The sequence below is a fragment of the Parashewanella tropica genome (assembly GCF_004358445.1).
GTDB classification, from domain to species: domain Bacteria; phylum Pseudomonadota; class Gammaproteobacteria; order Enterobacterales; family Shewanellaceae; genus Parashewanella; species Parashewanella tropica.
The window spans coordinates 2,543,691-2,562,184 of the sequence record NZ_CP037951.1 but is presented as its reverse complement, the minus strand read 5'-3'; the positions used below and the strand labels follow the sequence as shown (position 1 = coordinate 2,562,184).

The 18,494-nt window shown below is 40.0% G+C and carries 13 protein-coding genes; 3 read left to right on the top strand and 10 right to left on the bottom strand.

Annotated elements, in window-relative coordinates; translation table 11 throughout:
- Position 1: 1 nt before the first annotated feature.
- The 8 genes from E2H97_RS11245 to recC form a co-directional block, all read right to left on the bottom strand.
- Entirely contained in the window at positions 2–1,111 is a 1,110-nt protein-coding gene (locus tag E2H97_RS11245) for a beta-ketoacyl-ACP synthase III (protein ID WP_133407229.1), read from the bottom strand.
- Positions 1,108–1,671, bottom strand: a complete 564-nt coding sequence (locus E2H97_RS11240; RefSeq protein ID WP_133407228.1) for a diguanylate cyclase — start codon at positions 1,669–1,671, stop codon at positions 1,108–1,110. Before E2H97_RS11240 ends, E2H97_RS11245 begins: the two co-directional genes overlap by 4 nt.
- Positions 1,672–1,852: 181 nt before the next feature.
- Positions 1,853–2,860 (bottom strand): D-alanine--D-alanine ligase, encoded by a 1,008-nt coding sequence (locus E2H97_RS11235; protein ID WP_133407227.1) that lies wholly within the window; start codon positions 2,858–2,860, stop codon positions 1,853–1,855.
- A gap of 107 nt (positions 2,861–2,967) precedes the next feature.
- Positions 2,968–3,294 carry a hypothetical protein gene (locus tag E2H97_RS11230; protein WP_133407226.1) on the bottom strand — a complete coding sequence of 109 codons (327 nt, stop codon included), beginning with the start codon at positions 3,292–3,294 and terminating at the stop codon, positions 2,968–2,970.
- Between the two features lie 66 nt (positions 3,295–3,360).
- A complete protein-coding gene (locus E2H97_RS11225; protein ID WP_133407225.1) occupies positions 3,361–4,050 on the bottom strand; it encodes a DNA-3-methyladenine glycosylase I in 690 nt (229 codons plus the stop codon).
- A 26-nt stretch (positions 4,051–4,076) separates the two neighbouring features.
- Positions 4,077–6,065: an exodeoxyribonuclease V subunit alpha gene (gene recD, locus E2H97_RS11220; protein WP_133407224.1), complete on the bottom strand. Its 1,989-nt coding sequence runs from the start codon at positions 6,063–6,065 to the stop codon at positions 4,077–4,079.
- On the bottom strand, positions 6,062–9,616 hold the full coding sequence (gene recB, locus E2H97_RS11215; RefSeq protein ID WP_133407223.1) for an exodeoxyribonuclease V subunit beta: 3,555 nt from the start codon (positions 9,614–9,616) through the stop codon (positions 6,062–6,064). The genes recD and recB overlap by 4 nt, the downstream gene beginning before the upstream one ends.
- A 1-nt stretch (position 9,617) precedes the next feature.
- Positions 9,618–13,007 (bottom strand): exodeoxyribonuclease V subunit gamma, encoded by a 3,390-nt coding sequence (recC, locus tag E2H97_RS11210; protein WP_133407222.1) that lies wholly within the window; start codon positions 13,005–13,007, stop codon positions 9,618–9,620.
- Between the two features lie 263 nt (positions 13,008–13,270).
- Here recC and E2H97_RS11205 point away from each other — a divergent pair, with 263 nt between their 5' ends.
- A complete protein-coding gene (locus E2H97_RS11205) occupies positions 13,271–14,128 on the top strand; it encodes an Ig-like domain-containing protein (protein WP_133407221.1) in 858 nt (285 codons plus the stop codon).
- A gap of 94 nt (positions 14,129–14,222) precedes the next feature.
- A protein-coding gene (locus E2H97_RS11200) for an IS3 family transposase (protein WP_133406468.1) occupies positions 14,223–15,463 on the top strand; the annotation gives its coding sequence in 2 pieces (ribosomal slippage) (positions 14,223–14,583 and positions 14,583–15,463; 1,242 coding nt in all).
- Positions 15,464–15,496: 33 nt separating this feature from the next.
- On the opposite strand, the gene E2H97_RS11195 is transcribed toward E2H97_RS11200, so the two are convergent.
- Positions 15,497–16,336 carry an isopenicillin N synthase family dioxygenase gene (locus tag E2H97_RS11195; protein WP_133407220.1) on the bottom strand — a complete coding sequence of 280 codons (840 nt, stop codon included), beginning with the start codon at positions 16,334–16,336 and terminating at the stop codon, positions 15,497–15,499.
- A gap of 125 nt (positions 16,337–16,461) precedes the next feature.
- Between E2H97_RS11195 and E2H97_RS11190 the strand changes: the two genes are divergently transcribed.
- Positions 16,462–17,364, top strand: a complete 903-nt coding sequence (locus E2H97_RS11190; RefSeq protein ID WP_133407219.1) for a bifunctional methionine sulfoxide reductase B/A protein — start codon at positions 16,462–16,464, stop codon at positions 17,362–17,364.
- Positions 17,365–17,412: 48 nt separating this feature from the next.
- Here E2H97_RS11190 and E2H97_RS11185 read toward each other — a convergent pair whose 3' ends face one another.
- Complete coding sequence (locus E2H97_RS11185) at positions 17,413–18,474, bottom strand: serine hydrolase domain-containing protein (RefSeq protein ID WP_133407218.1); 1,062 nt, start codon at positions 18,472–18,474, stop codon at positions 17,413–17,415.
- Positions 18,475–18,494 lie beyond the last annotated feature (20 nt).

Below are 18,494 nucleotides of genomic sequence, written 5' to 3'. Positions count from 1 at the left end.
ATTATTTTTCTACCGTTAACAGCATATAAGCGCAATTGAATCGTCCTGATTCAGGGACGATACACAAAATGATTTCTCTAGCTTTGAGAGCATGTGTTTTGATAAACTCGTCAAGCATAATGAAAATCGAAGCGCAGCCAGTATTCCCACGCTCATACAAATTGGTATACCATTTGTCACTGGGAATATAAGCGCCTGCTTGTTCCAGCATTTCAAAAATTTTGCCTTTGAAGTAGTGAGATGAAAAATGGCAAAGCACATGATCAATACTTGAGATTTGGATATCTCCGTCATTAATCAGCTTTAAAAAGCCGTTCACACCAACCGAAACAATATTATCAAGTAGCCTCACGTCTTGTCTCAGTAGCAAAGCCCCCGCTTTTTCTGCTTCAGCATACGTTGGGTAGTCTTGCCAAGTTGTGGCGTCATGGTTTGAAGGTGCACCCACTGACATACAAGTCGGGTAAACATCGGCATGAGAAAAGCTTTTGATCCAATTGATTTTTAAGCTTGTCGTATTAGGTCTAGGCTGGTTTTCGAGAAGTAAGGCACCGGCACCATCAGAGAGCATCCATCTTAAAAACTCCGCATTAAAGTCTATGCCGTTGTTATCTAACGCTTCATATCGAGAGTGTTTAAATAATCTTGAAGGAAACTCACTGGCAACTACGAGAGCATTTTCACTGAGATCTGCTTTGATGTTTGCGAAGGCATATTTAAGTGCCATCAGACTGCATGAACAAATACCGTGACTGCTGTTGATTTCTAGGTTAGGGATATCTAGTTCTGCCTGTAGAAGGCTGCTAAACCCGGGTAAAACCATGTCACCTTGGCTGGTGGCAGAGCTTAATATTTTGATTTTCGACTTAGGAATAAAGCTGTTTTCGATGCAATCCATTGCAGCTTTAGCCGCCATTTCACAGTTACTTTCTACGGTTTGCTGTTCGGTATTTATCGCGTAATGGCGAAATAGAATACCGTTCGATTTTAAGATTTTATTTTTTAATCGACTGGATTTGCCATTGATGAAACCCAGTACTTCCTCAATTTCATCGTTACTTATCGCTGGACCGGGTAGATATCGTCCTGTGCTATTGATATAGACGTTCAAGTTTTTTTCTCTCTAAAGTGAGTGTAGATACAGCGAATGTTCTCCTCCATGTAAGGGAAGATACAAACAATGCTCATGAAGGTTAAATATGCAGGTAAATAACTCGGTGTTCCATGTGGATTTTCAAGTAACCTAAAGGTCATTTCCCCAGTTAAATCCATGGTAATTAATTTAACAAAGTGATCCCAGTTAATGAGTACGATTGAAGTGAGCATATAAAGAGGTAATGAACCTAAATATGTGTGGGCGTGCATTTCCCAAATTGAAATTTTGCGTCTTGGTGATGCGTAATGAACATCCATATGTGCTACGACTTCATGCAATATCCATGTGAGAAAGCAAATGATGAGGATCAGCGCGTTGACATCAAATATCAAACATAAAACAATAGGTATTCCCATTTGAATCCCCATAATGGAGTGCATTATGGTTTCTTTTATGCCTGATGTAGATTCAATTTTTGTCGCTCTATGGCAGCACCAATCAACAAAGCCTGCAATTCCCCAAAGTGGGAGGAAAAAATAGAGAAGCGCGTTGATGAGTAGGTAAGAAGTATCCATTTATCGCTTGATATTCCCTTAAATCATAGTGGTGATGTTTGTGTATTTTTTGTGACTACCAGAGACTAAGTTAGCAAGATTTCAATGAACATCCAAGATATGTTTGATTGTATAAAATGATTTGAAGTTTACATCGTTATCCCCAAATAGTTATGGGGATAACTGGATTTGATATAGAGCGCTATTTTTTGCCCGATCGTTTCTCAATGATTCCCATTAAAAACTCACCAAAGTCTTCACCGTGGTTTTGTAGCATTTTAGGGAACATGGAAATAGGAGTCATTCCCGGAAAGGTGTTGATTTCGTTTAGTAGAATTTCATTTTCATTCGATAAAAAGAAATCGATTCTGGCTAAGTGTCTTAGCTTCATTCCTTTAAAGGCTTTAATGGCGTATTGGCGAATTTGCTCAGCGATGTCACTTGGAACGTCTGCTACGATTTCAGTGGTCGCTTTACTGTCTTTGGCATATTTTTCGTGGAAATCGTAAAAGTGCTCAGAGTCAGTAATGATTTCACCGGGTAAGGTTGCAATGATTTCACCATTATATTCGTATACCGCAACCTCTAATTCACGAGCGTTAATGGTTTTTTCAACTAAAACGAACGGAGAAAACTCAAACGCTTGAGCAATGGTAGATTCAATATCTTCAATATTATCGACTTTATAACAACCTACCGATGACCCTTGGCAAGCGGCTTTGATAAACAATGAGTCCCACTGTTTAAATGCAGTGCGGGCTTTTTCAATGCTTTCTACAGAATTGTCAGAAAGGAATAAATAAGGTGTGTTTGGTATGTCTAAAGCAGTGAACCATTGCTTACTGGTGATTTTGTTAAAGCAATGAACACTGGCTTCTGCACCAGAACCCAAAAATGGCAATTTATTAAGAGTTAGAAATGACTGAATGTCGCCTGTCTCACCAGGGAAACCATGAAAGCAAGGGATAACAAAATCGATTTTGACATCAGTGTTTTGAGTGCCGAACTCAACGAGGTAACCGTCATGACTTAAGCTATAGCGTTTAGCATCTTCTCCGATATATTGACCACTCTTGGTAAGTTCAAGGCGGATAAGATTAAGAGATTCTTGTGTTGATAAGCAAGATTGAATGTAACCTGCGGAGATCAGTGAGATCTCATGCTCATCACTACCACCACCGCAAAGTAAAACTACATTGATTGACGACATGCCTGTCCTTTATTACTTCTTTATATATGCTCTCATCATAGACATTATTGATGTTTAATAACAAGAGCAATTCTATACATTAAAAGTGATTGCTTAAGAAATTAGCGTTATTTTTTCGTATGCTTTTTTATGGAATCACTAATGGCTTGAACTTGTTGCTCACACTCTTGACGAGCTTTACCGGATTTTTGTTTACATTTTGAATAGCTTTGAGAAAACACTTCTGCAATTGCCACAGCAGTATTTACTGCTGCATTAAATTTAGAACAACCATGAGTTTTTTCATTTGGTGAGCGAGTATCAATAGGTGTATTACCGTTTTTATCTGGCACTGGTTCCATTCTACAAGAATGAGTTGAAAGATTATTCGCAGAGTTACAAGCTGTCAGTAGTATAACGGTTAGTAATGCCATTACTGATGTTATATTTTTCATGTTAAGTCCGTTTAATAATTATTGTTTAGGCTCAGACTCTAAAACCTCATATAAGTTCAACACGCCCTAAATAACGCGGTTATCACCACAGCTATAAGCAATAATTTGGCTGATTTGAGTCAAGCTTCTACCCGATTCAATATGCCATTTAGCAAATGCATTATCTGCGGCTTGTAATGCTTTTTTAGTGTTGCGACCCGAATCAATGATTTTGGTGTTTCTTAGATATGACTCAACGTCAGAAGATAGAATAAAAGTATCAACGCCAGCTTGGCGAAGTGCGTAGGCACCGGTATTGCCACCCAAACGTTTACCGTTTTTCTTTAAGTACTCCCAAAGCCCAGTCGTATTATCTTTTGGCCAATTGGCGACCATTTTGCTAAATGAACCATGCTCATAGCTTGCATTTATCAACATTTGAGCATTGGCTGGAATGGTCATGACCTTTGTTAAATGACGGATGATTGCTGGGTTACGCGCTTTTTCTTCCCACTGCTCATCAGAGAGCATTAATAAGAGCTCCGGATCAAAATTGAAAAATACCTCTTCAAAATTGTCCCATTTGTTTCTAACCACTTGCCATGAAATACCACATTGAAAAACCTTCATGGTGAAGATCGACAACCAGCGTTCATCTGTGATTGAGAGCAGCTCTTGTTGGCTTAATGGCTCTGATAATAATCGCTCTAGGTTTTGCTCACCGCCTTTACGTTCAGCGGCTCTCTGGTAGATGTTTTCGAATTTCTCTTGTGTCATGTTTTATAGCGCTTTAATTCTTTAAATTAGTAATTCTTTTTCCAGAGTCGATCTGCTAAACCAGATGCTCTCTCAGTAGCGTGATTCACGCAATGCTCAAAAGTGTTTCTAGAGCCCAAACATACAAAATGGTTTTTGGCTCGAGTAATGGCTGTGTAAAGTAACTCTTTGGTTAATAGTTGCCACTGAGATTGAGTAGGTCTAGGTGGCATTACTAAGGCAACTCTATCAAATTCACTACCTTGGCTTTTGTGAACCGTCATCGCATAACAGGTGTCGTGAGTAGGTAGTCGTGCTGGAAGCACTTTCAAAATACTGCCATCAGCCTTGATAAAGTGTGCCATCAATCTACCTGGTTGTTCACTGTCTTGCAGGATAATGCCAATATCGCCATTAAAGAGGCCTAAGTTGTAGTCATTCGATTGAATGATGATGGGTCTGCCTAGGTAAAATTCTTGGCCGACGGTAATGAGTCGACGTTTTTGCAATGCATCGGCCATTTGCTGGTTGATACCATCGACACCATAATCACCCGAACGCATAGGGCATAATAAACGGTAATTATTAAATTTATTGATGACTTCAATGGCAGTATCATCACCCTTATTAATACCAACCTGATAATTTTGCTTAAGGTTTTCAATAAGCTGAAGGTAAGGGCGGTAGTGTTCTACCGATTGGTTTATCATGGTAACTAAACCAATATTCTGCTGGTGATTGGCTGAAATTTCACCATGACCTAACCAGCTGATTTCTTTATAACCTTTTTGCCAAACATTGAGTACAGATTCAATTTCACCATTATTTACAGCTTTGGCTAATTGGCCGATGCCTGCTTCACCTGCAAAGCGGTGGCTGTATTGAAGCATACATAAGCTGTCACCGAAGCTACCGTCAGCATCTAAAAATTGTGCTAAATCTGTATGAGTTAAGCGAGACAATACGTCTAATTGAGCGTTGGAATAACGCATTTTCCATGCGCTTCCTGTTTCACCTTTAAGCTTAATACCATGACAAATATCCGCTAACACAGCACCGGCTTCAACTGATGCAAGTTGATCCTGATCTCCGAGTAAAATCAATCGAGCATGTTCGGGCAATGCAGATAACAATTTATGCATCATCGGAAGATCGATCATAGAGGCTTCATCAACAATCAACAAATCTAATCGTAACGGATTGTCTTGATTATGGCGATAACGGTGGGAGTTAGGAACCACGCCTAGTAGCCTATGTATAGTTGAAGCCTCTTCAGGTATTTGTTCAATAGCACTTAGATCCATTTCATTAGCGTGTTGGGCTAAATCGGATGCCAATCGTGCTTTAGAAGCTTTGATCGATTCCGTTAATCGAGCTGCTGCTTTTCCGGTTGGCGCTACCAGTTTAATATTGAGTTCTTGATTGAGCTGCAATAAAAATAACATTTTTGTTACTGTGGTGGTTTTACCTGTGCCTGGACCACCTGTAATTACGGCTAACTGCCGCGTTAAGGCTGTGGCTGCCGCAACTTTTTGCCAGTCGATGGTCTGGTTTTGGGGCTGAGGAAAGACTAATGACAGTTGCTTAGATAAGCTAGATACATCTACTTTAATTTGATTTGCTGCCAAACGATTTAAAGTGTTGGCGACGGCAAGCTCAAATTGATGATATTTCTGAATATAAAGACGATCACCATCCAAGATAATTGGGGTCGTACTTGTTTGACCTTGTTGATATTGGCTGATCCCCGGAAAGCTTAGCAATGCTGCTTTTAATTCTTCAATTTGAAAGTTTAAGTTACACATTCTTGGAGATTCATACATAGGGTTCGATTGATTTATTTGATCTAATACAATGCACCCCTGTTGATTGGAAAGCTGCTTACTCAAGTAGGCACAAATAAACAGATACAAAGGCTCACCACATTGATGCATTTTTGCCATTTCGATGGCGAAGTGGCGATCAAGCGGAGTGATAAGGCCTTGTAATTCCCAATATTTAAGTAATTCGGGCATAGGTTTGTTGTTATAAATCATGACTGTGCCCCTTGGTTACTTTCTTCTTTGCCTGAAAATAAATCGTCTAAACGCTCGATTAACGCTAATGGTGGTTGGTCGTAATAAACGCCTTTGCCCGGCTCGTTAGCAGACATTCCTCGTAAGAATAGGTAATAGCTGCCACCCATATGCGTTTGGTAATCATAATTCGGCAATCTTTGTTTCAGGTAACGATGCAGTGCAACTGTGTAGAGGATGAATTGCAAATCGTAACGGTGATCTGTCATGGCTTGGTACATCTGACGGATTTCATAGCAGATAAAATCGTCGCCCAAATGGTTAGATTTATAATCGGCGATATAAAACTTGCCTTCGTACTCGAAGATCAAATCGACAAAACCTTTCAACATGCCTTTTAAATCTTCAAAAGCGAGCCTGTCGCTATAGCCAAAATCTTGTAATGCTTTGTTGAGCTTAGTTGCTTTGAGTTTGGATATAGGAAGATAAAACTCCATCTCGACTAAGCGTTTATGGTTTGGAATTTTATATAAGGTTAGGCCACTTTGATTCATAGGAGCGCCCAATAAATCTAAGAACCATTCCATTAGAGGAGCTAGCCATTGCGCTTCAATACCATAGCGTTCCATTAACTTGGGTAAGTGCTCTTCAAGATCATCTTTTGCGTTTGTGAAATCAATGTCCTCAAGCACATTATGTAAAAAGCTACCCGCATTAGCGCCTTTTTCAAAATTGAAACGATCCAGTTTTGTCATTGGGCTGATAACTTCAAGCTTTGTTGGTGTGCTATTAAGTCCGTCAATCGTATCTGCGCCTTCGTCATCTGCGCCCGGATATAATTGCTCATGAGGAGCATGTTTTACGAGCCCAGAATAGCTTCCAACTCTCCACGGGGTAGTGATAATGCGATTCAGCGTTTTGGTGCTATAGGTTTTATCTTGGTCAGATTCGACTTTGACTTCATCTTGATTGATATTCGATGGATCAATTCTGGTCACACTCACAGCGTCACCAACTAAAGAAGTGGCATGTTGCTCAATGAGGTCGATATCGCTATTGGCTTCAGTAATATTAAGTAAGTAACCAATGGCGGTTTCACAAAGTTGGCTGGTTAACCCTTTCGATTTTGTTACCTTCGAATGGTTTGCAATACTTAAATAGCAACGATATACAGGACGAGTTAATGCAACGTAAAGTAGACGTAAATCTTCGGCTAACGTTTCTTGTCGTTGTTGTTCCCATCCGTCATCGGTTTGTTCGATATCCCATATCATTTGTTGATTTTGGTGATAAACCATAGGGTTTGGCTTGCGATTTGGGCGAGCCAAGCTGATAAATGGAATAAAGCATATCGGGTATTCAAGCCCTTTGCTTTTATGAATGGTAACGATTTGAACTAAGTTTTGCTCACTTTCAAGCCTCAGTTGTTGCTCTTCACCTTCTGAGTGACTGATCAAGTGTTGCTCAAACCAAGCCACTAAGGCGCTGCTGCCATCGAGTTCGGTTGCTTTTTGTTGTAATAGTTCACACAAGTGACGGAAGTCAGTCAGCTTGCGCTCTCCACCTTTGATGAGTAAAAGACGCTGAACCAGCTGCGTATGCTGAGCTAATTGCATTAAAGCTGGCATGATTCCACGTTTCAACCAAGTCTGTTGTAGCTCATAAAATAGTTCTAACAGATTTTGTCTGTGAGTTTCATCATGGTTAAATTGATGGATCTGCTCAGCGCTAAAACCTAAAAGGTGGGTCGCAAGGGCATTACGAAGTAATCTTTCGTCTTTCGGTGCTTGAATGCTGCGAAGTATAATCGCTAACTCTCTTGCCTCTATACTTTCAAATACGCTGTCTCGACTTAAAAATACCGCTCCGACACCTCTGTCTGTTAAGGCTTGCTTGATAACGGCTGCTTCATTTCTGTTTCTTACCAGAACCGCAATATCTTTGGCTTGAAGTGACTTATTTCCAAGCAAAGTATTTTGATTCAAAAGCCTAACAATTTCGGCTGCGGCATCATTGGCTAAATGTTTACATGCCGCTTCTTTGTTAAGTCCTTTTTCGCTATCTTCAGGTAATAATCTGATTTGTAGCGCTTTGGGGTCACCAGTGGCGTGGACGATTTTATTCTTTGCTGTGTCAGGAGTATTAACCAGTTCGAATGGAATAGCCTGACTGATGAAAGGGTCTGCATTATTGCTAAATAGCTGATTAACGCCGTTAACCATTTGTTCCGCAGAACGATAGTTGGTTGCTAAGGAGTAATGATCTTCTGTTTGGTTTCGGGCGTTGATATAGGTAAAAATATCAGCACCACGGAAGGCATAAATGGCTTGTTTGGGGTCGCCAATCATCAATAACCCTGAGTTTGAAGTCTCAGGATAAATGGCTGAAAATATTTGGAACTGTAGGGGGTCGGTATCCTGAAACTCATCAATCAAAGCGATTGGAAATCGTTCTTTAATCGCTTGGGGCAAGCTTTGAGTGTTAGCTGTAATTGCCTCGGCCAGTGACGACAGAAGATCGTCAGGCGTTAAGACATTTTTCTGTTGCTTTTGCTTGGCAAAACGACTGCGAATATCCAGCAGTGCTTGATACAAAAATGCAGGTTTGATTTTGGCTATCAATTCTAAGATAGAATCAATTTCAGCCAGCAATGGTGCTTCATCTTCCGTGGGGGCTTGGCCGCCTTTATTCAAGCGTAAATCAGATAACATGATTTTTTCCATGTCACCGACAGGTGGCAGACCATTTCCATGCTTTACCCAGTTACCGATACTCTCAAACATGGCTTGTAATTTTGGGAAGTCATCGGCTTTTTTTCCAAAACGTGTGCCATTGAGAGGTAATGCCATCAATAGCTTGATGGTTGCTGTAGATTGTGAATTCCAATGCTGTTTGAAGACCGAAAGCTTTTGGTTCAGCTTTTTGATGACTTCACTAAATTCTCCCGGTTCAGACAACGGCTGGCAGTTGATGCTACTAAGTAATGGTCTTAGTTGCTTTAGCAATTGTTCTGGCTCTTTAAACTCTTTGGCAATGACTTGAGCTAAAGTTGGGTCTAGCGGATAACAAGCTTGGCGCCAGTAATCACGAACGGCATGGTGTAAATAATCAGAGTCGTCTAACGTAAATTCACTTTCAAAGAGCTGAGCCGATTCAAATGCCATATCGGTTAGCACGCGTTGACAAAAACCATGAATGGTAAAAATTGAGGCTTCATCCATAGATTTTAACGCGAGGTCTAATCGCCTTAAGCTGATTTGATGTTGGCTTTCTTCCGTTTCGTTATAAAGCTTGTTGATGAACTCGTCATCACATTCAAGCCCTAAAAAAGCCTGATAGGCAAGACGAATTCGATTACGGATACGATCTCTGAGCTCTTGAGTAGCGGCATTGGTGAAGGTTACTACCAGTATTTGTTCGCAAGTCAGTGGGGTAATGCCACCATGACCTAGCAGTAGCCTGAGATATAATCCAGAAATCGTATAGGTTTTACCTGTTCCAGCACTGGCTTCAATTAAGCGCCTGCCTTGTAATGGGAGAGTGTGAGGGTTCAATTTTTGAACTTGTTGCATATCACTTAACTCCCTTAGTTTGGCTTTCGATATAATCTTGTAGAGAATCTAATTTGTCTGTGTAGTAAATATCTAATAGAGGATAAAAAACGGTTTTACTGAGCCGAACGAAAGTGTCATCAAAGTCGTCAGGGAATGAGAATAGTCTTTGGAAATGAGGATCTTCTCCTTCACCGAACTCTCCAGCCCAAGCTTTTTCTGCTTCGGCTAGCTTGTCTTCATGTTCGCCGTCAGCATTAGCAAATGCCATAGCCGTTTTGGGCGGGAATATCAAAGGTTGCTCTAGCCCTGAGAAATACAGTTCAATTAGCTCGGCCAACAAAGCGTGAGCCTGCGAGGCTTCAATCGGTGCAAAAGTATGGAAGTGGCTGACGTCGATTAAAAAACTGGACTTATGAACGCCCATCGCATTAATCGCAAGGTGACGTAAGTACACTCTTAGTAGATCTCTACCATGAGATTTTCCGGGTCTCATATTTACGAGCCCTTTACCACCTACATCATCGACTCTACCCACTAGCGTAATGCCATTGAGTAAAGATTTGAATTCAAGCTTTATATCAACGCTGATGCTTTGACCATCGCCTTTCAAATAAATTGCTCTACCAGCAGTAGCACCAATATCTTTTTGATATTGCTTGAGTAACAGGTCATCAAACGGGGTAACAGGCAGCTGTCCATTCGCTTTAAGGTGCTGAATTTGAGCGTCGTCGATGTATTCGGCTTGAGTTTCAACAAGATGATTTAATAACTTGTCTTGAATTTGATAACGCTCTAAAGCACTTAAAGCAAAAGGCTCATCGTTTTCGTCTTGTTCTATTTGTAGCCCTAAGTCTAGGTTTAACGTTCGGTTAAAGAAGAACTGAGCTGGGTTTCGAAAAAATCGAATCAGAGATGATAAATCTAAAGTATCTTGCTTGTCTTCATCATCTGATTTCAGTGCTGAGCTGATGAATGCCGCTTGAGCTTGTTTCGTTGTTAGAGGACACCATTGCTTATCGTAGCTTTGAAAGTTCGATTTTTCTTCGTCATACAAAGCGCTATCGAAAGCCTGTAATGGCTGTTGAGTAATGAGGCGTTTGTTTATTTCATTACTGCCATCTGGTAATTGATAACAAAGCTGGCAGTAATCCAGTAACTCAGACACAAGCATCGATGGAATTCGCTCGGAGTTATCTCTTTCACTAAGGCCGATATAACTGATGTAAAGATGTTGTCTTGCTGAAAGTAGGGCTTCTAAGAATAGATATCTATCATCAAGACGACGAGAACGGTCACCTTTGCGAGCGGCAAAGTGTGCCATGAGGTCGAAACTGATAGGATATTGGTTTCTTGGGTATACGCCATCATTCATTCCAAGTAAGCAAACGACTTTGAATGGAATAGAGCGCATAGGCATTAAAGTACAAAAGTTAACGTTACCCGCAAGATAGCGTTGACCAACTCTTGATTGATTCAATTCACTATTAAACCAAGATGATATGGTCAATGGAGTCAGTTCTTCATCAAAACGAGCTTGAGTCAGTTCTTCTTTTAACTTGCTGATTGCATCTCGAACATCTTGTAATTGAGAGCGTTCGTCATTATCAATTAAGTAGAAAGACTCTACTAACATTTCTAACTGCTCGATACGCTGATGGGCATTAACAGGTTGGTTAAGTGTGTAGTGCCAGTTATCTAACGCCTCAACAAAATTGAGTAATTTGCCCAAGGCTTGAGCTGACATACCTTCAACGCCTTGCGTTTTTAGGCTGCCTTGATATAGATCGGCATCGTTGCTTAATGAATAGCCCAAAATCAAACGTTTAAGGCCGAAAGCCCAAGAGTTTTGCTCAAATGATGGAACATCAAATTCTTGGCGACTGTCTTGGCTTCTACCCCAGCGAACACCAGCTTCATTAAGCCAGTGCTTGATGGTAACAAGATCTTCGTCATCAATATCGAAACGACGCATTACAGCTGAAACTTCTAGAATACTGGTGATCTCGGATAATGAAAATCGGCTTTGGTTCAAAGTAAGTAGGCTTAAAAAGCTGTTAACCAAAGGTGACTCTTGAGCGGCTCCTCTATCTGCGATTGCGTAAGGAATATAATGACTTCCTTGTTTAGCAGAGAAAACGGCATCTATGTAGGGAGCATAAGAGGCGACATCGGGAAGCATGATGACTATGTCTTTCGGCTGAAGTTTAGGGTTAGCTTCTAAAAGCGACAATAAATGATTGTGTAAGGTCTCAACTTCTCTTAATGGGCTATGGCAGCTACTGAGCTTTAGTGAATGGTCACTCTCTTTTAATGTTCTACGTTTTTCGGGCTTATTGTAGATATCGGAATCTGGGCCTAGTGGTTCGCCTAGGGTTTCCATTTCTAAGATATCATGTTGAAGTTCATGCAGTAGACTTGGACTTTGAGGGTTAAGTGGATCTAGGTAGTGTTCAAAACCGAGCTCTACATTATCTTCGGGAAGCTCAAGAACAAGATCGAGTAGCTCGCGTCCCATTTTTCCGTTATTGGCTAATATAGGGTTACCGACTTCTAGGCTTTCTTCCCATTGTTCAGGCAGGAATTGTTTATTTTCAAATTGAATTGCCATTTTCGCCCTGAGTTTAGGATCAACAATATCTCCCCAATAATGCTGGCAAGGGCTTAAGTTAAACATAAATACATCAATGCGCTGAGCCAGTTTGTGCAGAATCTCTAATAACTGTGGTGGCATTGATGAAATACCAAACACAAAAAGTTGTGGTGGAATATCTGAAATCTCTGTCTCAGGATCTTCAATGGCTTGCAATAGTGCCTGATGAAGGTTCGCTCTGTGATATGGGTTTTGCTGCAATTGCTGGTAGTTAAATTCAATCAAACTGCGCCACAGTATAGGCTGCCATTGTTGATTGTCAGCTAGCTCAATAGGCTGTTCACCTTGCTCCCAACCAGCAATCCAGTCTGGTCTATAGACTAGGTATTGGTCAAAGGTGTCCGCAATTCGGTTACATAATTGATAGTATTTTAATTGCAGTTGCGCAGGGTCGTTATTTTGATTTGAGTCTAAGTAATCTTTAAGTGATGCAAACTCTGGGTCATTAATTAATGAAGGTAATAACGACATCAGTTTCCAAGTCATCATCGGTTTGGTGAAAGCATTTTCTTCAGGCACATCAGTCAAAAGGCTGTGATAGAGCTGCCATGTAAAACTGGATGGAAGAGGAAAGTCGATAGCTGCTGCAATACCATTGTGTTTGGCGATTTCCAATCGAAGCCATGTCGACATCCCCGGGCTTTGAACCAGAATCTGTTGTGGTTGTAATACAGAGGAAATATCGGTCGGTTTTGTTAGCAAATCTGCCAATTGCTGGCTGAGGGATTCCATACGATTCGATTGGATAAGATAGAACATATACTCTGGCTCTTTTTAGTGATAGCTCATTCTAAGTATCGAGCTTGAAAGATTCAATATAACGTCTTCTTTATGAAGAATAATTTTTATTGGTTAACTGACTGTAAATAAGAATAGATGTTTATTCGGGGCATTGATAATAATTTTAGCTAGAGCAAAAATCCGAGTTTTAGACTATATATAAATTTGGTTTTTCTGTTTCTTAGGCAGAGTAGTCACTCAACAAGGATGTATCTATGAAAGCTGTAATGTAATCTCTATTAATGATGGTCACATCACTATCTTTAATTGCTTGCGGTGGTGGTAGTCATGATCATGATTCACATGGTGAATTCGAGTCAATTAAAATCACTTCTTACCATCAAGCCATTGTAGCGAACACCAGTCAAAATCTAGTGGTGATTGGTAGCTTCGATGATGGGCATACAGAAGTTGTTAAAGAGCTGACTTGGAAAAGCTCAAATCCAGAAGTCGCCACAATTGACGATAATGGTACTTTCTCTGCTCTTTCTAAAGGTGAAACTGAGATTTATGCTACTCATGATGATTTAACTACTGAGAAGCTAACAATCTTTGTTATCAGCGCTCCCATCACAGATCTGAGCTTAACCATGGAGAAATCCGCTCTATATGTTGGTTCGAAATCAAAGTATTTTGCAATTGCAAAAGTATCTGATACAGAAGAAGTGGACGTATCTTTGACATCTGTTTATAGCTCTAGTGACAATTCCGTTGCAACTATCGAAGGAAATGTTGCAACAGGTGTTGCTGTAGGTGATGTGAGTTTTAGTGCGACATTTACAGATGCAACTGGAAACAAATTTACTGCTACACCATTTCAAATTTCAGTATCAATTGCTCAGTTAATGGATATTAAAATCTCAGCTTCAGTAGAGACGTTAGCAGTCGGTTCATCGTCACAGTTTGTTGCGACGGCTATTTTCCAAGACGAGAAAACTGAAGATGTTAGCTCGAGAGCAACATGGAGAAGTAGTGACACCAATGTAGTTACTGTAAGTGACTCAGGAGTAGTTAAAGCAATTGCTGCGGGAACAGCGACAATTACAGCAAGTGATGCTGATGATAACTTTGATGATGAAGTAACCGTAACCGTTCAATAAATGGTTATTAAGAAATAAAAAAGGCTGCAATCTGGCAGCCTTTTTTGTATCGAGTGTCCCGTCCTGAAATGTGTTTACACATTTAGGACTTATTATGACAAACCCAGATCCTACCTATATAAAACGTACACAACGTGATTATTCATTAGGCTTTAAATTGCAGGTTGTTGCAGCTGTTGAAAAAGGTGATATGACCTATAAGCAAGCTCAAAAAATCTATGGTATCCAAGGTCGCTCAACAGTACTTACATGGTTGAGAAAACACGGTAAGCTAGATTGGTGTCAACCACCGAAAATAACCATGTCTAAATCACCTAAAGCCAAAGAAACACCAGCTCAAAAGATTAAGCGCTTAGAGCGAGAGTTGAAGGATGAAAAGTTACGTAACCTATTACTTAATGAAGTCGTCGATATTATTGATGCTGAACATGGTATAGGGTTGCGAAAAAAGCTTATAGCCAAGGAGCAAGAAACCTTCAGGTACAAAAGCAAGTAAGTTTAAGCAAGGCTTGTAAGCTTCTTGGCATGACGAGGCAATCAATTTATCAAAGGGAATATAGAGATAAAAAACGGGCTATCATGTTAGCTCCAGTAAAAAATATGGTGCTAGCGTTACGGCGATTTATGCCACGATTAGGCGGTAGGAAACTGTACTATCTTCTGAAGCCTCAACTTATGGAGGAAGGCATAAAGCTCGGGCGAGATGGCCTATTCGACTATCTGAGGGAAGAACACCTGCTAATTCAACCCAAGCGTAGTTATAGGAAAACGACTAACAGTAAGCATTGGATGAAAAAGCATCCGAATTTGTTAAAAGATTACACGCCACAAAGAGCTGAAGAAGTCTTGGTAAGTGATATCACTTATGTGGAAAGTGATGATGGTGTGCATTATCTCTCGCTTGTCACTGACGCTTATAGTCGAAAAATAATGGGCTATGAATTAAGTGATGGAATGAAAGCGACAGACGTGGTTAAAGCGCTAGATATGGCTGTTAGCCATAGGTGTTATAGACGTAACGCAATTCATCACTCAGACAGAGGGTTACAATATTGCTCTGCTATTTATCAGAATAAACTTAAGCAAAATAATATAATACCCTCAATGACTGATGGTTATGACTGCTATCAAAATGCACTCGCAGAGAGGGTGAATGGTATACTGAAGCAGGAGTTCCTTGTATATCAATGTAAAAATATTGATGAATTAAAGTTGCTCATCGATGAATCAATAGCGATATACAACGATATGAGACCGCATTTAAGTTTAGAGATGAAAACACCGAACCAAGTGCATAAAAAAATCCAAGAGCAAATGCTCTTGGATTTACATTAAAACCGTCAACGTATTTTAGGACGAGACAGAGAATTAGATAACACCTAATTCACGTAATCTTTCCATCAAGTATTCGTTAGCGGTATATCTTTCTGAAAGTACAACCTCTGGATGCGGGTGTAAGAATAAAGGCAAAGAGATACGAGATTTAGTCTTATCTTGACCTTCAGGGTTAATCACGCGGTGAGAAGTCGATGGGAAATAACCACCTGACGCTTCTTGTAGCATATCACCGATATTGATGATGATATTTCCAAAATCACTTGGTACATCTAACCATTCACCGCTCTTGTCTTTAACTTGTAAGCCTTTTTCGTTGGCCGCAGGCAAGATAGTGATTAAGTTAATGTCTTCATGTGCCGCTGCACGGATAGCACCAGACTCTTCATCACCTTTCATTGGTGGATAGTGAAGAACACGAAGCAGTGTTTGAGTGCTTTCATGAACCATCTTTGAAAGAGCAATAGAATAATGTTCAGCAACCTCTGGTGGAGAATACTTTTCAATCCAGCTTAGAAGTTCTTCCGCAAAAGCATTAGCTTTATTGTAATAAGCCATAATGTTTTCACGAAGTGAATCTGGGATCTGTCCCCAAGGATAAACATGGTAAAACTCTTTGATGTCTTTAACATCGTTACCTTTTGCTGTTTCAGATACTTCTGGAGGGAAAAAACCGTCTTGAGTATCTACATTAAAGCGAAAGTTATATTTTTCTTCGGTAGAGAAAAACGCATGCCATTCCTTATAAATGGTTTCTACTAAGTCTTGGCTAATTGGATGGTTTCTTAAAACACCGAAACCGATCTGGTGAAGTGATTCAACGAACTTTTCTGCTGCGTCCGGAGCAAGATAATCAATAGTTTCTAATTTCATTTTAATCTATATTGTAATTATGGATGACCCGGACGGGCATTCTACTTAAAACCTTATAAAACTGCAAAGAGTGTGTGGTTACTCACATTTATTAGTTATCACGGCTTGGAATATCGGAGCAAATCATGACGCCATTAACAGACTTCGAAAAATATGTAATAGAAGAAAAAGGTACCGAGCCACCCTTTAGTGGGGCGTTGGTAAATAATACGGCTCAGGGAGTGTATTTGTGTCGTAAGTGTCACGCTCCTTTGTATACTTCAGTACATAAATTTCACTCAAGCTGCGGTTGGCCGTCCTTTGATGATGAGATTGAGGGGGCAGTGAAACGTATGCCAGACGCCGATGGCATGAGAACCGAAATTGTTTGTAATGATTGTGGTGGGCATTTAGGGCATGTATTTGAAGGTGAGCATTTAACACCTAGAAATATTAGGCATTGTGTTAATTCGGTATCAATGGTTTTTGTACCTACTGAGGAAGAACTCGCTAGCAAAGTGAAACACGCAACCTTTGGGGCAGGGTGTTTCTGGTGCACAGAAGCAGTATTTAAACTGGTTAAAGGCGTTCAGAAAGTACAGTCTGGGTATAGCGGAGGGCTAGAGTCTGAGGCAAATTATAAAGCGGTTTGCTCAGGAAAAACAGGTCACGCAGAAGTCGCGCATATTGAATATGATCCTTCAGAGGTCGACTTCGTGACATTAGTTCAGGCTTTTTTCCAAAGTCACGACCCGACCACCTTAAATCAGCAAGGCCATGATATTGGACCGCAATACCGCAGTGTCATTTTTGCCCATGATTACGAGCAGATTCAAATTGCAAATAAAGTAATTGAGGAACTCAATAAAGCGTTAATTTATGAAAAACCAATTGTGACAGAAGTATCGATTTTTGATCAATTTTACCCAGCAGAAGATGTTCACAATGATTATTTTGAGCAAAATCCTGAGCAGAGATATTGTCAATTGGTTATCCAGCCTAAGGTAGATAAGTTTAAAGAGGTGTTTGAGGGTCTGATTACGAAGTGAGCAGCCCCTCAACAACCTCATCATTGAGTGAAGAGATTTACTATGAGCTTACTGTTCTGTTGTTCGTAAATGTTCACGTATACTCTTACGAATTTGATTATGTAATTGAAAAACGCGATCTATATCATCCAATCTTAGAGCAATATTTTCTAGCATCACCAAATCTAAATCGAATTGAGGGTAGTGGAGAGACATCGACATATACCCTGATACATAGCCAGTATGACTAAATTCCGTTAAACCGTTATCTTTGTTGACTCTTAACCCGTAACCATAATGCATGTTTGGCCAAAAGAATTTAATGTTGGTGTGAGGGGATGTCATAAGCTGATAGCTTTTATGGCTCAGAAGCTTCCCTGAATGTAATTGGTTCTGAAATGAAGCAAAAGTCTTTGCAGAGGCAATTATTCCACCACTAGGAAGCATTGGTTTACGAATATTCAAATTTGAAGGTGTGAGCTTATCCGTTTCATTATAACCCATCGCCAATAAAGGCAGCTTTTGCTGAATAGTATTAATTGTACCTACATCTGCGTGAAGGTCGGGTAACTGGTTATCTTTTGAAAATTGTTTAATCTGCTTCTCAAAAGGACGTTGATTAACTTTTTCAAGCACTTTTCCAAGTAGTGAGTAACCGAAATTAGAATATTTAAACTGGCTACCAGCTTTAAATAGGCTGGGTTTGCCTATCGGTTGAATACCTGAAGTATGGGTTAGAAGGTGATGAATGGTTATTGAATCATCATATCTGTTTCGATGTGAAGCTGTATCGTCATAAAGATAACTATTCAGTGAGCGATTTAACTCTATCTTTCCAGTATCAACAGCTTGTAATACTAAAGTGGTTGTAATTTGTTTAGACAGAGATGCTATAACGAATTTTGAATCTTTATTTATACCTTCGCCAACCGATAACTCAAGAACAGGCACCCCCCTTTTTTGTAAAATGACTGAGCCACTAAAGGGCTGTGGTGTATTGCTCACTATGGTTTTGATGGATGCAGTAAGCTCCTGTAGTTTAGGGCTAGAGCTCTCGTGTTTCCCAAAACTATTATTGCTTGTACAAAGCAAAAAAATGGCACAGATAAGAGAAAATATACGAATATACATGGTTATCCTTAACAACAATA

Bases quoted from the DNA above. Each gene is read 5' to 3' on its own strand.
- E2H97_RS11240 (WP_133407228.1), bottom strand. From the start codon at position 1,671: ATGGATACTTCTTACCTACTCATCAACGCGCTTCTCTATTTTTTCCTC.
- E2H97_RS11235 (WP_133407227.1), bottom strand. From the start codon at position 2,860: ATGTCGTCAATCAATGTAGTTTTACTTTGCGGTGGTGGTAGTGATGAG.
- E2H97_RS11230 (WP_133407226.1), bottom strand. From the start codon at position 3,294: ATGAAAAATATAACATCAGTAATGGCATTACTAACCGTTATACTACTG.
- E2H97_RS11225 (WP_133407225.1), bottom strand. From the start codon at position 4,050: ATGACACAAGAGAAATTCGAAAACATCTACCAGAGAGCCGCTGAACGT.
- recD (WP_133407224.1), bottom strand. From the start codon at position 6,065: ATGATTTATAACAACAAACCTATGCCCGAATTACTTAAATATTGGGAA.
- recB (WP_133407223.1), bottom strand. From the start codon at position 9,616: ATGCAACAAGTTCAAAAATTGAACCCTCACACTCTCCCATTACAAGGC.
- recC (WP_133407222.1), bottom strand. From the start codon at position 13,007: ATGTTCTATCTTATCCAATCGAATCGTATGGAATCCCTCAGCCAGCAA.
- E2H97_RS11205 (WP_133407221.1), top strand. From the start codon at position 13,271: ATGATGGTCACATCACTATCTTTAATTGCTTGCGGTGGTGGTAGTCAT.
- E2H97_RS11195 (WP_133407220.1), bottom strand. From the start codon at position 16,336: ATGAAATTAGAAACTATTGATTATCTTGCTCCGGACGCAGCAGAAAAG.
- E2H97_RS11190 (WP_133407219.1), top strand. From the start codon at position 16,462: ATGACGCCATTAACAGACTTCGAAAAATATGTAATAGAAGAAAAAGGT.
- E2H97_RS11185 (WP_133407218.1), bottom strand. From the start codon at position 18,474: ATGTATATTCGTATATTTTCTCTTATCTGTGCCATTTTTTTGCTTTGT.